At 58.2% G+C, this 15,361-nt stretch carries 11 protein-coding genes; 3 read left to right on the forward strand and 8 right to left on the reverse strand.

All coding sequences use genetic code 11. The features are described 5' to 3' along the window. Window positions 1–53 precede the first annotated feature (53 nt). The 6 genes from JFT81_RS06720 to JFT81_RS06745 form a co-directional block, all read right to left on the reverse strand. Window positions 54–578 (reverse strand): DUF6586 family protein, encoded by a 525-nt coding sequence (locus JFT81_RS06720; protein ID WP_201226610.1) that lies wholly within the window; start codon window positions 576–578, stop codon window positions 54–56. A gap of 144 nt (window positions 579–722) precedes the next feature. Beyond that, entirely contained in the window at window positions 723–3,356 is a 2,634-nt protein-coding gene (gene topA, locus JFT81_RS06725) for a type I DNA topoisomerase (protein WP_201226611.1), read from the reverse strand. Window positions 3,357–3,470: 114 nt separating this feature from the next. Continuing rightward, on the reverse strand, window positions 3,471–3,707 hold the full coding sequence (locus JFT81_RS06730; protein ID WP_092270764.1) for a DUF1653 domain-containing protein: 237 nt from the start codon (window positions 3,705–3,707) through the stop codon (window positions 3,471–3,473). Between the two features lie 97 nt (window positions 3,708–3,804). Next, window positions 3,805–4,980 carry an acetyl-CoA C-acyltransferase FadA gene (gene fadA / locus JFT81_RS06735; RefSeq protein WP_007910465.1) on the reverse strand — a complete coding sequence of 392 codons (1,176 nt, stop codon included), beginning with the start codon at window positions 4,978–4,980 and terminating at the stop codon, window positions 3,805–3,807. A gap of 32 nt (window positions 4,981–5,012) precedes the next feature. Beyond that, window positions 5,013–7,160: a fatty acid oxidation complex subunit alpha FadB gene (fadB, locus tag JFT81_RS06740; protein WP_201226612.1), complete on the reverse strand. Its 2,148-nt coding sequence runs from the start codon at window positions 7,158–7,160 to the stop codon at window positions 5,013–5,015. A 525-nt stretch (window positions 7,161–7,685) separates the two neighbouring features. Next, a complete protein-coding gene (locus tag JFT81_RS06745; protein ID WP_201149028.1) occupies window positions 7,686–8,123 on the reverse strand; it encodes a hypothetical protein in 438 nt (145 codons plus the stop codon). 103 nt (window positions 8,124–8,226) lie between these two features. On the opposite strand from JFT81_RS06745, the gene JFT81_RS06750 reads away from it, so the two are divergent. Continuing rightward, window positions 8,227–8,664, forward strand: coding sequence for a universal stress protein (locus JFT81_RS06750; RefSeq protein ID WP_201226613.1), 438 nt, complete (start codon window positions 8,227–8,229; stop codon window positions 8,662–8,664). A 191-nt stretch (window positions 8,665–8,855) separates the two neighbouring features. On the opposite strand, the gene JFT81_RS06755 is transcribed toward JFT81_RS06750, so the two are convergent. Continuing rightward, window positions 8,856–10,778 (reverse strand): ATP-binding cassette domain-containing protein, encoded by a 1,923-nt coding sequence (locus JFT81_RS06755; RefSeq protein ID WP_201226614.1) that lies wholly within the window; start codon window positions 10,776–10,778, stop codon window positions 8,856–8,858. Window positions 10,779–10,992: 214 nt separating this feature from the next. Between JFT81_RS06755 and JFT81_RS06760 the strand changes: the two genes are divergently transcribed. Further along, window positions 10,993–12,921 (forward strand): transglycosylase SLT domain-containing protein, encoded by a 1,929-nt coding sequence (locus tag JFT81_RS06760; protein WP_201149027.1) that lies wholly within the window; start codon window positions 10,993–10,995, stop codon window positions 12,919–12,921. Window positions 12,922–13,103: 182 nt separating this feature from the next. Here the strand turns inward: JFT81_RS06760 and JFT81_RS06765 are convergent, their stop codons facing one another. Then, window positions 13,104–14,888: an ABC transporter transmembrane domain-containing protein gene (locus tag JFT81_RS06765; protein ID WP_201226615.1), complete on the reverse strand. Its 1,785-nt coding sequence runs from the start codon at window positions 14,886–14,888 to the stop codon at window positions 13,104–13,106. A gap of 256 nt (window positions 14,889–15,144) precedes the next feature. Between JFT81_RS06765 and JFT81_RS06770 the strand changes: the two genes are divergently transcribed. Continuing rightward, window positions 15,145–15,324, forward strand: coding sequence for a PA1571 family protein (locus JFT81_RS06770; RefSeq protein ID WP_201226616.1), 180 nt, complete (start codon window positions 15,145–15,147; stop codon window positions 15,322–15,324). The last annotated feature ends 37 nt before the right edge of the window (window positions 15,325–15,361 follow it).

The raw sequence follows: 15,361 nt of genomic DNA on the forward strand, positions 1-15,361 counted from the left end.
GCTCGGGATCTTGACCAGCAGCATGTTTCAGATTGCCACCGTGTCAATCACGCTCAGCACTCATTCAACCCTTCGCGAAAACGCAGCGCCAAGCCTTTGAGGTTCTGCCGCCAGCTCTCCATCTCCTCCCGACTCAACTCTTCTGGTGTCTCTTCCTCGTCCAGATTTACGGCCTGAATCAGTGGCTGTGTCACATCGCCCTTGGGCTTGTGCGGCACACGTGGCGGTTGAAACAACGCCGAATGCGCCGCCAGCAGTTTTGCCAGCCAGGTTTCACAGTTGCCCGCCAGCTCGATCATTTCAGCCAGCTCGGGAATCGCGATCGAATCCAGTACTTCACGGGTCAGCAACATCTCTGCGCGCGGCGCGTTGGCCTGCGGCAAACGGTAGAAACCAGCGATCTCATGGCAAAGACCCAGCAAAGCTCCGTACAAGTGAAACAACGCTGATTCACGCCCGGCCTGAATCAGCGCCAGTGAGTTCATCGCCCGCCCCTCTTCAGCGCGCGCCAAGGCTTCCAGCGACAGTCCGGCGAAATAGATCTTCTGATTGGTACGGGTATAGAGTTCGTGAGCCATGACGGCGCTCTCCACAACGAAATAATTGCTTCACACAGGCCGGACAGTGTCGTGGATCAGCCGAGTACACCGCAAGCACAAAACAAAAAGGCCGCATGAAAACCCGAGGGTTCTCATGCGGCCTTTTCAGTATCGGACTAGCGCTTACTCAGCCTTGGCCTTTGCGCTGCGCTTGTCTTCAACCGTCCACTTGCCACCGTCGTAGTAAGCCTTCCAACCGGTAGGCTTGCCGTCAACTTCGGTCTGCACGTATTGCTCCTTGGTCTTGCGGCTGTACCGGATCACCGCTGGCAGACCGTCAGGATCTTTCTTCGGCGCATCGCACAGGAAGTGGTACTTCGGATCGATCTCATCCTTGTGCGGCACAATCTCGATCACCAGCGGAGCACGAGTCTCGCGGTTTTTCGGGAACTGGCTGGCGGCGAGGAACAGACCGGACGCACCGTCGCGCAGGATGTAGGTGTCGTTGACCTTTTCGCATTTCAGCTCAGGCATCTTCACCGGATCCATCTTCGGCGGCGCCGCATCACCGCTCTTCAGCAGTTTGCGGGTGTTCTTGCACTCAGGGTTGGTGCAACCGAAGAACTTGCCGAAGCGGCCAGTCTTGAGTTGCATCTCGCTGCCGCACTTGTCGCATTCCAGGCTCGGACCTTCGTAGCCTTTGATGCGATAACTGCCTTCTTCGATTTCGTAGCCGGCGCAATCCGGGTTGTTACCGCAGATGTGCAGCTTGCGCTTCTCGTCAAGCAGATACGCATCCATCGCCGTGCTGCAGATCGGGCAGCGATGCTTGCCCCGCAGCACCAGCGATTCCGACTCACCTTCGTCGTCCGCAGCGATCTCATCGCCCGGCACCAGATTTACGGTAGCCTTGCAGCGCTCTTTCGGCGGCAGGCTGTAGCCCGAGCAACCCAGGAACACGCCGGTCGAGGCCGTGCGGATCTGCATCGGACGACCGCAAGTGGTGCACGGAATGTCGGTCATCACCGGCTGGTTGGCACGCATGCCGTTTTCCGGATTCTCGGCTACTTCGAGCTTCTTCTTGAAGTCACCGTAGAACTCGTCCAGCACACTCTTCCAGTCGCGCTCGCCTTGAGCGACGTCATCGAGGTTCTCTTCCATGCCGGCCGTGAAGCCGTAGTCCATAAGATTGGAGAAGCTCTCGGACAGACGCTCAGTAACGATGTCACCCATCTTTTCCGAGTAGAAACGACGGTTGTGCAGGGTCACGTAACCGCGATCCTGAATGGTCGAAATAATCGCTGCATAAGTCGAAGGACGACCAATGCCGCGTTTTTCCATTTCTTTAACCAGGCTGGCTTCAGAGTAACGCGCCGGCGGCTTGGTGAAGTGCTGGGTTGGATCAAGCTTGATCAGCTTCATCACATCGCCCTGCGCCATATCAGGCAGAACGTCGTCGTCGCCAGGCTTGGCAATTTGCGGCATGACGCGGGTGTAACCGTCAAACTTGAGGATGCGGCCCTTGGCGCGCAGCTCGAAGTCGCCAGCACCTACGCTGACCGTCGTCGACAAGTATTGCGCCGGCAGCATCTGGCAAGCGAGGAATTGGCGCCAGATCAGCTCGTAGAGACGCTCGGCATCACGCTCCATGCCCGCCAGCTTGCTCGGAATGGTGTTGGCGTCGGACGGACGAATCGCTTCGTGAGCCTCTTGTGCGCCTTCTTTGCTGCTGTACACGTTTGGCGTTTCCGGCAGGTACTTCTTGCCGAACTCGTCTTCGATATAAGCACGCGCCATCGTCACGGCATCGGCCGAGAGGTTGGTCGAGTCAGTACGCATATAAGTGATGTAGCCGGCTTCGTACAGACGCTGGGCCATCATCATGGTTTTCTTCACGCCGAAACCCAGGCGGTTACTTGCAGCCTGTTGCAGAGTCGAGGTGATGAATGGTGCCGACGGCTTGCTGCTGGTTGGCTTGTCTTCGCGCTTGACGATGCTGTAGCTGGAAGACTTGAGCTTCTCCAGCGCGGCCATGGCCTGGGCTTCGTTGAGCGGTTTAAAGGCCTCGCCCTTTTCGCGAGCCACTTCGAAACGTACGGTCGAGCCTTTGGTGGTGCCGAGATCGGCATGCACTTCCCAGTACTCTTCCGGGTTGAACGCACGAATTTCGCGCTCACGCTCGACCACCAGTTTAACGGCAACCGATTGCACACGACCGGCAGACAGGCCACGGGCGATCTTCGCCCACAGCAGCGGCGAAACCATGTAACCCACAACGCGGTCGAGGAAGCGACGCGCCTGCTGAGCGTTGACACGATCGATGTCCAGCTCACCCGGCTGGGAGAACGCTTCCTGAATCGCCTTCTTGGTGATTTCGTTAAACACCACGCGCTTGTAGCGGCTGTCATCACCACCGATGGCTTCGCGCAGGTGCCAGGCAATGGCTTCCCCCTCGCGATCCAAGTCGGTTGCGAGATAGATGGTGTCAGCATCCTTGGCGAGCCGGCGCAGCTCTTCGATGACTTTCTCTTTGCCCGGGAGGATCTCGTACTTGGCTTTCCAGCCATGATCGGGATCGACACCCATACGCGAGACGAGCTGCTTGCGCGCTTTCTCTTTCGGCGAGAGCACCGGACCTTCGCCCGCAGCAGCCTTGCCGCGCTTGGCGGCTGGCTCTTTGCTGGCGCTAGCCGAACCGCTGGTGGGCAGGTCTCGGATATGGCCGATACTCGACTTCACCACGTATTGGTTACCCAGATACTTGTTGATGGTCTTGGCCTTAGCCGGGGATTCCACAATGACCAGCGATTTGCCCATGGATCAGAAAATTCCTGAATTCTAGAAGTGAAAGGCGGTTGGCGCCTGACGCGGCACCGCTATATATAGTTGATACAAGGTGAGGTCAAGCACAGGGTTCTGTGCGCACTCGCCTTATGGCTTGGAAAAAAGGCTCGGTTCGGCTTGCACCAAAGCAAAGCGCGGCACCTGCTCGCCGTCAACCTCGACCGACTCGAGAAACATACTCAGAGGACGCACCCAAAAGCCGTAATCGCCATACAGGGCTTGGTAAAAGACCACTTCTTCTTCAGTCTCGGAATGCCGCGCAACATTGAATACACGGTACTGCGGACCTTTGTAATGTTGGTAGAGCCCAGGTTGTATCGGCATGCTTCGGCCCTCACTCAAATTTTTTCAAAAAAAAAACAAAAAAAACCACAAAAACAAAAACCGGGGCACTTGGCCCCGGCTTCCATCAACGAGACGCTTAAACGCGTTCGAAGACGGTGGAGATGCCTTGGCCGAGACCAATGCACATAGTAGCCACCCCGAAGGTGCCGCTATTCTGCTTCATCACGTTCAGCAAGGTGCCGGAAATACGGGCACCGGAGCAACCGAACGGGTGACCCAGGGCGATCGCGCCGCCATGCAGGTTAACCTTCTCGTTCATCTTGTCGAGCACTTTCAGATCTTTCAGCACTGGCAGAGCCTGCGCGGCGAAAGCTTCGTTGAGCTCGAAGAAGTCGATATCGTTGATGCCAAGACCCGCACGTTTCAGGGCTTTTTGTGTTGCCGGAACTGGACCATAGCCCATGATTGCCGGATCCACACCCGCCACTGCCATCGAACGGATCACCGCCATCGGCTGGATACCCAGATCCTGCGCACGCTGCGCCGACATCACGATCATGCACGAAGCACCATCGGTGATCTGCGACGAAGTACCAGCAGTCACGGTGCCGCCCTTTGGATTAAAGGCAGGCTTGAGGGCCGCCAGACTTTCCAGGGTGGTTTCCGGACGAATGGTTTCGTCGTAGTCGAACAGTTTCAGGAAACCGTTCTCGTCATAGCCCTGCATCGGGATGATTTCGTCTTTGAACTTGCCTTCCACAGTGGCCTTGTGGGCCAACTGGTGGGAGCGCACGCCGAAAGCGTCCTGCTGTTCGCGAGTGATGCCGTGCATCTTGCCGAGCATTTCAGCGGTCAGGCCCATCATGCCCGAGGCCTTCGCGGCGTACAGCGACATGTGCGGGTTCGGATCGACACCGTGCATCATGCTCACGTGACCCATATGCTCGACGCCGCCAACGACGAAGACGTCACCGTTACCGGTCATGATTGCTTGTGCAGCAGTGTGCAAAGCGCTCATCGACGAGCCGCACAGACGGCTGACAGTCTGGCCGGCAGAGGTGTGCGGGATCTGGGTCATCAGCGACGCCATGCGCGCGATGTTCCAGCCCTGCTCCAGGGTCTGGTTGACGCAGCCCCAGATCACGTCCTCGACTTCAGCAGGATCGACCTTGGCGTTGCGTTCCAGCAATTTGCTGATCAGGTGCGCCGACATGTCTTCGGCGCGGGTGTTGCGGTGCATGCCGCCCTTGGAGCGGCCCATCGGAGTACGACCGAAGTCGACAATCACGACGTCTCTTGGATTCAAGCTCATAAAATTTCACTCTCGCTCAAAAGTTGGGACGCTTAACCGAAGAACCGTTGGCCGGTTTTGGCCATTTCACGCAGCTTCGCGGTCGGGTGGTACAGCGCGCCCAAATCAGCGTACTGGTCAGCCAGGGCAACGAACTCGGCAACACCGATCGAATCGATGTAGCGCAGCGCACCGCCACGGAATGGAGGGAAACCAATGCCGTAGACCAGACCCATGTCGGCTTCGGCGGCAGTTTCAACGATGCCGTCTTCCAGGCAACGCACGGTTTCCAGGCACAGCGGGATCATCATCCAGTTGATGATGTCTTCGTCAGTGACTTCGCGCTGCTCGTAAACGATCGGCTTGAGCACTTCCAGCACCGATGGATCGGCGACTTTCTTCTGCTTGCCTTTCTTGTCAGCCTCGTAAGCGTAGAAACCCTTGCCGTTTTTCTGGCCCAGGCGCTTGGCTTCGTACAGCACGTCGATGGCCGAACGACGGTCATCCTTCATGCGGTCCGGGAAACCTTCAGCCATCACGTCACGACCGTGGTGACCGGTGTCGATGCCGACCACGTCCATCAGGTAGGCCGGGCCCATTGGCCAGCCGAATTTTTCCATGACCTTGTCGATACGGACGAAGTCCACACCGGCGCTGACCAGCTTGGCGAAACCGCCGAAATACGGGAACAGCACGCGGTTGACCAGGAAGCCCGGGCAGTCATTGACGACGATCGGGTTCTTGCCCATTTTCTTGGCGTAGGCAACGGTGGTGGCTACAGCCAGCTCGCTGGACTTCTCGCCACGGATCACTTCCACCAGCGGCATCATGTGCACCGGGTTGAAGAAGTGCATGCCGACGAAGTTTTCCGGACGCTTGAGGGCTTTGGCCAGCAAGCTGATGGAAATGGTCGAGGTGTTGGATGCGAGGATGGTGTCCTCTTTGACCTGGCCTTCAACTTCAGCCAATACGGCTTGCTTGACCTTCGGGTTTTCGACCACAGCTTCGACAACCAGATCGACGTGACCGAAGTCGCCGTAGGACAGGGTCGGACGAATGGCGTTGAGCACTTCAGCCATTTTCGCAGCGGTCATGCGACCTTTATCAACGCGGCCAACCAGCAGTTTGGCGGCTTCGGCCAGACCCTGCTCGATACCGTGCTCGTTGATATCCTTCATCAGGATCGGCGTCCCTTTGGAGGCCGACTGATAAGCGATACCGCCGCCCATGATGCCGGCGCCGAGTACGGCAGCCTGCTTCACGTCTTTGGCGATTTCGTCGTAGGCCTTGGCCTTTTTCTTCAGTTCCTGATCGTTCAGGAACAGACCGATCAAGCTCTGCGCAGCAGAAGTCTTGGCCAGCTTGACGAAACCGGCAGCTTCGACTTCCAGCGCCTTGTCACGACCGAAGTTCGCGGCTTTCTGGATGGTCTTGATCGCTTCAACCGGCGCCGGATAGTTCGGGCCAGCCTGACCCGCAACGAAACCTTTGGCGGTTTCGAAAGCCATCATTTGTTCAATGGCGTTCAGCTTGAGTTTTTCAAGCTTCGGCTGACGCTTGGCCTTGTAGTCAAACTCGCCGGAGATGGCGCGCTTGATCAGTTCAAGGGCCGCTTCCTGAAGCTTCTCCGGGGCAACCACGGCGTCGACGGCGCTGACTTTCAGAGCGTCTTCAGGGCGGTTTTCCTTACCGGAGGCAATCCACTCGATGGCGTTGTCGACACCGATCAGGCGCGGCAGACGCACAGTACCGCCGAAGCCTGGGTAGATGCCCAGTTTGACTTCCGGCAGACCGATCTTGGCCTTGGTCGACATGACGCGATAGTCAGCCGCCAGGCACATTTCCAGACCGCCGCCCAGAGCGATGCCATTGATCGCGGCAACAGTCGGAACGTTGAGGTCTTCGAAATCGCTGAAGATCTTGTTGGCTTCGAGATTGCCAGCAACCAGCTCGGCATCCGGCAGCTTGAAGTTCTCGACAAATTCGGTGATGTCGGCGCCGACGATGAACACGTCCTTGCCACTGCTGACGATCACGCCCTTGATCGAAGCATCTGCCTTGATGGCGTCTACCGCCTGACGCAGTTCGTTCAGGGTTAGACGGTTGAACTTGTTGACGGACTCACCCTTGAGGTCGAATTTCAATTCGACGATGCCACTTTCAAGAGCTTTAACCGTGATGGCTTTACCTTCGTAAATCATCAACTGATCTCCACGATATGGAAGCTGAACAGTACACGTCGGACGCAGGCGAATGGCTTGGCAGGACGTTTTTTCGTCGATGCTAACGCCAATCCACCCGGCACACCCGCCAACGCGATAGTCGGGATTCTGTAGGAGCGGTCAGTAAGACAAACGCTCAATTCATACGCCCGTTTGATTTGGGTACGTCACCTTCACGGAATTTCCGACAATTGTCAATCGCCCAAAATACGGGTTGAAATGCGACTTTGCGGTCACATCCGTACCACGAAGACCCGCAACACGCGTCTGCATGTAACGTCATTCATAGAATCAATAGTTAGAAAATTCGCCCTAATTCACGCCGCGCCATGTTTAACAGGCTACGCTGGCTGGACGACAGGGGAATACGCTGATGACTTGAAGCGAAATCAACTGAAAAAATTACCGGCCTGCCTGGCCAACCCCGCCCGATGAATCATGTCGGGCTTTTTATTGCTCGTCTGCCGGACGCTCCCCACCGTTGCAGTGGGAAAAGTCCGCGAGTCATGCCAGCGCTTTCAGCGTGGCGTCGATATCCTGCAAAACCGTGGCTTCGCCCTTCTCGCCCCAATACAGGGCGATCATTTGTTTATCCGCCTCGACCTTGAAGACATTGTCCGGCAATTTTTCGAAATGATTGAGCAGCGCGCGGTCTTCGCAGACTTCCTGCCATTGATTGACCCACACGCCCGGCGATTTCTGCCACCAGGTCCAACATGCCGGTTGCTTGCCACGACGTGGCCGATGGTACTGCGCGCACGGGTTCGGCGGCTCTTGAGAGAGCCAATGCGGCCACTCCTGAGGCGCCAGTTGCATAGCCAGGCCAATACGCCGTGCCTCCATGCGCAGGGCGATGCGACCGCTTTGCGCACGCGATGGACGCAACCAAGCCAGCGGACTTAAAACCACCAACAGGATTGACACCACCAACCAGACCGTCATATCTCTACTCCCAATTCTTGGTGAGCGCATTGTGTCACTTTGGAACCAATGCGCTTGAAACCAGCCATACTTAACAATATTGAAACCTCAGGAGGAGCACCTCATGCCCTACCACCACATCCTGGTCGCTGTAGATCTGACTGAAGAGTGCGACCCTGTTATCCACCGCGCCCGCGAGCTCTCGGTGAGCAATGGCGCAAAGCTGTCTCTGGTGCATATCGTCGAGCCGATGGCCATGGCGTTCGGCGGCGACGTGCCGATGGATCTGTCACAACTGCAACAGCAGCAATTCGATCAGGCCAAAGAGCGCCTCGAGCGCCTCAAGCTCAAGTATTCCGAACTCGAAGGCGCCAACTGCCACTTGACCTATGGTCAGCCACGTCAGGAGATCCATCATTTCGCCAAGGAACAAACGTGCGATCTGATCGTGGTCGGCAGTCATGGCCGCCATGGCCTGGCGCTGCTGCTCGGCTCCACCGCCAACGACGTGCTGCACGGCGCACCCTGCGACGTACTGGCCGTACACCTGACAAAACGCTGAAACACACTGATCATTGTGGGAGCGAGCCTGCTCGCGAAGGCGTCGACACAGTCAGCATTAATGCTGCCTGAGACACTGCATTCGCGAGCGGGCTCGCTCCCACATTAATCTGCACCCGCTTGTAGATCGCATTACATATGAAAAGCCCGGCGCTCATCACTGAACGCCGGGCTTTTTCACATCAGAGACAATCAGGCATCCAGCTCGGCCCAACGCTCCATCAAGGCATCCAGCTCAGCCGTCAACTGTTCCAGAGACGCAATCACCTTGGCCGTTTCTGCCGCAGGGCGCTGGTAGAAACCGGCATCCGCCATTTCAGCTTCCACCGCAGCGATCTGCTGCTCCTTGGCGTCGATGTCGCCCGGCAACGCTTCCAGCTCGCGCTGCAGCTTGTAGCTCAGCTTCTTCTTCGCCCCCGGAGCGGCAGCGGCAGATTCAGCCACCGCAGCAGGCTCAGCCGTTACCACTGCCGAATTCAGGTCAGCCTTGCCGGATTTGCTTTCAGTCACGCCCAGCAGACGCGGCGAGCCGCCCTGACGGATCCAGTCCTGATAGCCGCCGACGTATTCACGAACCTTGCCTTCGCCTTCGAAGACCAGCGTGCTGGTCACCACGTTGTCGAGGAATGCCCGGTCGTGGCTGACCATCAGCACGGTGCCATTGAAGGTCAACAGCACTTCTTCAAGCAGCTCCAGCGTTTCCACGTCGAGGTCGTTGGTTGGTTCGTCGAGCACCAACAGGTTCGCTGGTTTGCTGAACAATTTGGCCAGCAACAGACGCGCACGCTCACCACCCGACAGCGCCTTGACCGGCGTGCGGGCACGCTGCGGGCTGAACAGGAAGTCGCCGAGGTAGCTCAGCACGTGGCGGCTCTGACCGTCGATATCGATGAAATCGCGACCTTCGGCAACGTTGTCGATAACGGTCTTTTCCAGATCCAGCTGATGACGCAACTGGTCGAAGTAGGCCACGTCGATGCGCGTGCCCTCTTCCACTTTGCCAGAGGTTGGTTGCAGACCGCTGAGCATCAGTTTCAGCAGGGTGGTCTTGCCGGTACCGTTGGCGCCGAGCAGACCGATACGGTCGCCGCGCGTCAGCACCATCGAGAAATCCTTGATCAGGAACGGGCCGCCCGGGTGAGCGAAACTCACGTTCTCGAGCACCATCACCTGCTTGCCGGACTTGTCGGCAGTGTCCAACTGAATATTCGCCTTGCCGGTGCGCTCACGACGCTCGCTACGCTCAACGCGCAAGGCTTTCAGGGCGCGGACGCGGCCTTCGTTACGGGTGCGACGCGCCTTGATGCCCTGACGGATCCAGACTTCTTCCTGGGCCAGCTTCTTGTCGAACAGCGCGTTGGCGGTTTCTTCAGCGGCCAGCGCGGCTTCTTTGTGCACGAGGAAACTGGCGTAGTCGCCGTTCCAGTCGATCAGGCCACCGCGATCCAGTTCGAGGATGCGCGTGGCAAGGTTTTGCAGGAAGGAACGGTCGTGCGTGATGAAGAGCACGGCGCCCTGGAAATCTTTCAGCGCTTCTTCGAGCCAGGCAATTGCACCGATGTCCAGGTGGTTGGTGGGTTCGTCGAGCAGCAGCAGATCCGGCTCGGACACCAGCGCCTGCGCCAGCAGCACGCGACGACGCCAGCCGCCGGACAACTGCGCGAGGGTCTTGTCGGCCGGCAGTTGCAGGCGGCTCAGGGTACTGTCGACCAGGGTCTGCAAACGCCAGCCATCACGGGCTTCGAGGTCTTGCTGAACGTGCATCAGCTTGTTCAGGTCTTCTTCAGTGACGCAGTTCTGCGCAAGGTGATGGTACTCGGCGAGCAACGCGCCCACGCCATCGAGGCCTTCGGCAACCACGTCGAACACAGTCCGATCGTCGGCCACTGGCAATTCTTGCGGCAATTCGCCGATTTTCAGACCGGGGGCACGCCACACGGAGCCGTCGTCAGGCTTTTGATCGCCCTTGACCAGCTTCATCATGCTGGACTTGCCTGTGCCGTTGCGGCCGATGATGCACACCCGCTCACCACGGGCGATCTGCCAGGACACCTTGTCCAACAACGGCATAGCGCCGAACGCAAGGGACACATCGCTGAATTTGAGCAGGGTCATGAGCTTCTCCAAAAACCGGGCGCGCATTCTACCTGAGTTAGGGCATCAACAGGCCGCCAATTTGTCTGTGGAAGCACTCTGCACAACATTTGTTGCGAACTTGTGCTGCAAGGCCCGCAAAGCTTTCGCCGCTTGCTGGCAAAAGGCTAAGCTACAGACAATTCAGTGCTGACCGAGGTCGGCACTTGTCATGATTTCTCTGCCCGGATGTCTCATGCGCAGTCGCCTTTTCAGTGTTTTGTCCTGCTTGCTACTTACCGCCGCTGCCGTTCAATCCGCCCAGGCGGTGGACCTGTCCACCCAACGCCAGTATTACGATGAAGCCAAGCGCGCCCTCGCCAAAGGCGATACCGGCCCGTACTTCCGTTACAGCCAGGCCCTGGCCGATTATCCGCTGGAACCGTATCTGGCCTACGACGAGCTGACCGCGCGCCTGAAAAGCGCGAGCAACGCCGAAATCGAGAAATTCCTCGCTGAACACGGCGATCTGCCTCAGGCCAACTGGATGAAGTTGCGCTGGTTGCGCTGGCTCGCCGACCGTGGCGACTGGGCGACCTTCGTCAAATATTACGACCCGAAACTCAACTTCACTGAACTGGACTGCCTCAATGCGCAATACCAGATCAGCAGCAACCATAAAGCCGAAGGTTATGCCAACGCCGAAAAGCTCTGGCTGACCGGTAAATCACAGCCCGCGGCCTGTGATGCGCTGTTCGGCGTCTGGGCCGCTGATGGCCAATTGACCGAACAGAAACGCTGGGAACGCACCAAGCTTGCCGCTCAAGCGCGCAACTATCCTTTGGCCAACAGCCTGGTCAATGGCTTGACCACCCTCGCCCCACGCGGTCGCCTGTTGGTCGATGTCGCGCAAAAACCCGAGTTGCTCAACCAGCCTTCACGCTTTACTCCAGGCGATGAACCGATGTCCGACGTGGTCAGCCTTGGCCTGCGCCGCCTCGCCCGCCAGGATCCGGACAAGGCCATGGCGCTGCTCGACGGCTATGCCAGCAGCATGCATTTTTCCCGCGATGAAAAAGTCGCGATTGCCCGGGAAATCGGCCTGACCCTGGCGCGACGTTTCGACAGCCGCGCGCTGGACGTGATGACCAAATACGACCCCGAGCTGCGCGACAACACTGTTTCGGAATGGCGCCTGCGCCTGCTGCTGCGCCTGGCTCGCTGGGACGATGCCTATCAACTGACCAAACGTCTGCCGCAGGATCTGGCCACCACCAACCGCTGGCGCTACTGGCAGGCACGCAGTCTGGAACTGGCGCAGCCACAGAATCCAGAGGCGCAGACCCTGTACAAAAACCTCGCCCGCGAGCGCGACTTCTACGGTTTCCTCGCCGCCGACCGTTCGCAATCGCCGTATTCGCTGAACAACAAGCCACTGGTGCTCAGCCAGGCGCTGATCAACAAAGTGCGCAATACACCTGGCGTTCGCCGCGCACTGGAATTCCATGCCCGCGGGCAGATCGTCGACGGTCGCCGCGAGTGGTACCACGTCAGCCGCCACTTCAACCGTGACGAAATGGTTGCCCAGGCGAAGCTCGCCTACGACCTGAAATGGTACTTCCCGGCGATCCGCACCATCAGCCAGGCGCAATACTGGGACGATCTGGACATCCGTTTCCCGATGGCCCACCGCGAAACCCTCGTGCGTGAAGCCAAGGTGCGCGGTCTGCATTCGAGCTGGGTGTTCGCCATCACCCGCCAGGAAAGCGCCTTCATGGACGACGCACGCTCCGGCGTCGGCGCCAGCGGCCTGATGCAGCTGATGCCCGGCACCGCCAAGGAAACCGCGCGCAAGTTCAGCATCCCGCTGGCCTCGCCGCAGCAGGTGCTCGATCCGGACAAAAACATCCAGCTCGGCGCCGCTTACCTGAGCCAGGTACACAGCCAGTTCAACGGCAACCGCGTCCTCGCCTCCGCCGCTTACAACGCTGGCCCCGGCCGTGTACGTCAATGGCTGCGAGGCGCCGATCACTTGAGCTTCGACGTGTGGGTAGAAAGCATCCCGTTCGACGAAACCCGTCAGTACGTGCAGAACGTGCTGTCGTACTCGGTGATCTACGGCCAGAAACTCAACTCGCCGCAGCCGCTGGTGGATTGGCACGAACGCTACTTTGACGATCAATAACCGGTAATGCCGGTTACGCAGGAGCTGCCGCAGGCTGCGATCTTTTGATTCAGCTTAAAAAAATGCCCGCATTCTCATGCGGGCATTTTTTTAGATCAAAAGATCACAGCCTTCGGCAGCGCCTACAGGCGCCTGGAGCTGACGGTGCGTTAGCGGCTCATGCCCGATGCGAGCACTGTCCATCAGAGTTGATCAGCGGTTACTTTTCCATCATTGAACTGCAACGCCGCCAGCCGCGCATACAGCGGATTGCTGGCAATCAATTCCTGATGAGTGCCGATAGCGACGAGTTGGCCCTGATCCATCACCGCGATGCGGTCGGCATTTTTCACGGTGGCCAGGCGATGCGCGATGACCAGCGTGGTGCGGTTCTGCATGAGGCTGGGCAACGCTTCCTGAATCAGGTGCTCGCTCTGTGCATCGAGGGCGCTGGTAGCTTCGTCCAGCAGCAGGATCGGTGCATCCACTAACAACGCGCGGGCAATCGCCAGGCGTTGGCGTTGACCACCAGAAAGGCCGAGCCCGCCATCACCCAGATGGGTCTGATAACCGTCGGGCATTTTTTCGATGAAGTCATGGGCGTGAGCAATTTTCGCCGCGTCCTTGACCTGCGCCAGCGTCGCCCCCGGATTGCCGTAACGAATATTTTCTTCAACACTGCCAAAAAACAGCGCTGGCGACTGCGACACCAGAGCAAAGTGGCGGCGCAGATCCAGCGGATCGAGGCGGGTCAGTGGCACGCCATCGATAAGGATCTGCCCTTCCAACGGATCGTAAAAGCGCAACAACAGGTCATACACCGTGGATTTGCCCGCGCCGGAGGGCCCCACCAACGCCAGTGTTTCACCGGGTCTGATGGTCAGATTGAGGCCGTTTACCGCATAGCTTTCAGGGCGCGACGGGTAGGAAAAGCGTACATCCTGCAATTGCAATTCGCCCCTGACGCGCTCCGGCAATGTCATCAGCCCCGTGACCGGTGGCTGGATGATATTTTGCGAACCAAGCAGCTCCGCGATTCGCTCCGCCGCGCCTGCTGCTCGCTGCAATTCGCCGATGACTTCACTCAGCGTGCCGATCGCGCTGCCGACGATCAGGCTGTAAAAGACAAATGCAGCCAGTTCGCCACCGGTGATGCGCCCGGCGATCACGTCCATGCCGCCGACCCACAACATCACCGCGACAGCGCCCAACACCAGCACGATCACCATGGTGATCATCCATGAACGCTGAAAGATACGTTTGCGTGCCGTGTCGAAAGCGTCTTCAACGGTCGCCGCAAAACGTCGCTCGTCCTGTACCTGATGGTTATAGGCCTGCACGGTTTTGATCTGACCGAGGGTTTCCGACACATAGCTGCCGATGTCGGCAACGCGGTCCTGGCTCAGGCGAGAAAGATTGCGCACGCGCCGGCCAAAAATCAGAATCGGTGCGACCACGAACGGCAAGGCGATTACCACGATGCTGGTGAGTTTTGCGTTGGTGACGAACAGCAGGATGACACCGCCGATCACCATCAGCAGGTTGCGCAGGAACATCGACAGCGACGAACCGATCACCGACTGCAGCAGCGTCGTGTCGGCGGTCAATCGCGACTGAATCTCCGAACTGCGGTTGTTCTCGTAGAACCCTGGGTGCAGATAGACCAGATGATTGAATACCTCGCGCCGGATGTCGGCCACGACGCGTTCGCCAATCCAGGACACCCAGTAAAACCGTGCGAATGTGCCAACTGCCAGGCCCAGCACCATCAGCATGAAGATGCCAATGCTCTGGTTGAGCTGGTGCGGCGACTGGGTCATGAAACCCCGGTCGACCAGCAGTTTGATCCCCTGCCCCATCGACAACGTGACGGCGGCGGTGACGATCAACGCCAGCAGCGCACCGATAACTTGCCAGCGGTAAGGGGCCAGAAATCGACTGGTCAGGCGCAGGGCGCGACGGTGCCTTGAAGAAAGCTTCGGGGTCATTCAGGTACACATCCGTGTTGATAAAAGGGCTAGCCTAAACCTTCTATGGGGTGGAACTCTGTAAATCACAATGAGTCAGGTTAAATATGCCCCCAAAGACTAGGCCATAGTTGCTATTGGTCTAACGTCCCGGTTGAGACGAGCGGTCATTTCTGCTGGACTGGTGTGACCGTACGTGACAGACCGAAAGGCGTTGTCACAGCCTGGTCACGTGGCGGTTTTAATCTATCAATACAACCTGATGAGGAGACAGGCCATGTCCTTGCAACACAGCAGCGATGACAAGATTGAAGTGATCCGCACCAAGCCCGGCCAGACTCTGGGTTGCTCGATTATCGATGAGCAGGGCCGTGAAGTACCGATCACTGAAGACATGATCCAGAACGCTTGCCGCGAACTGGAGAAGCGATTGGTCAAGCCTGCCGAACAAAAGTGATATAGCCACCGTCTTCCTGACCCGGCCCCTTTTTGGC

The organism is Pseudomonas sp. TH43, assembly GCF_016650635.1.
Taxonomy (GTDB): Bacteria; Pseudomonadota; Gammaproteobacteria; order Pseudomonadales; family Pseudomonadaceae; genus Aquipseudomonas.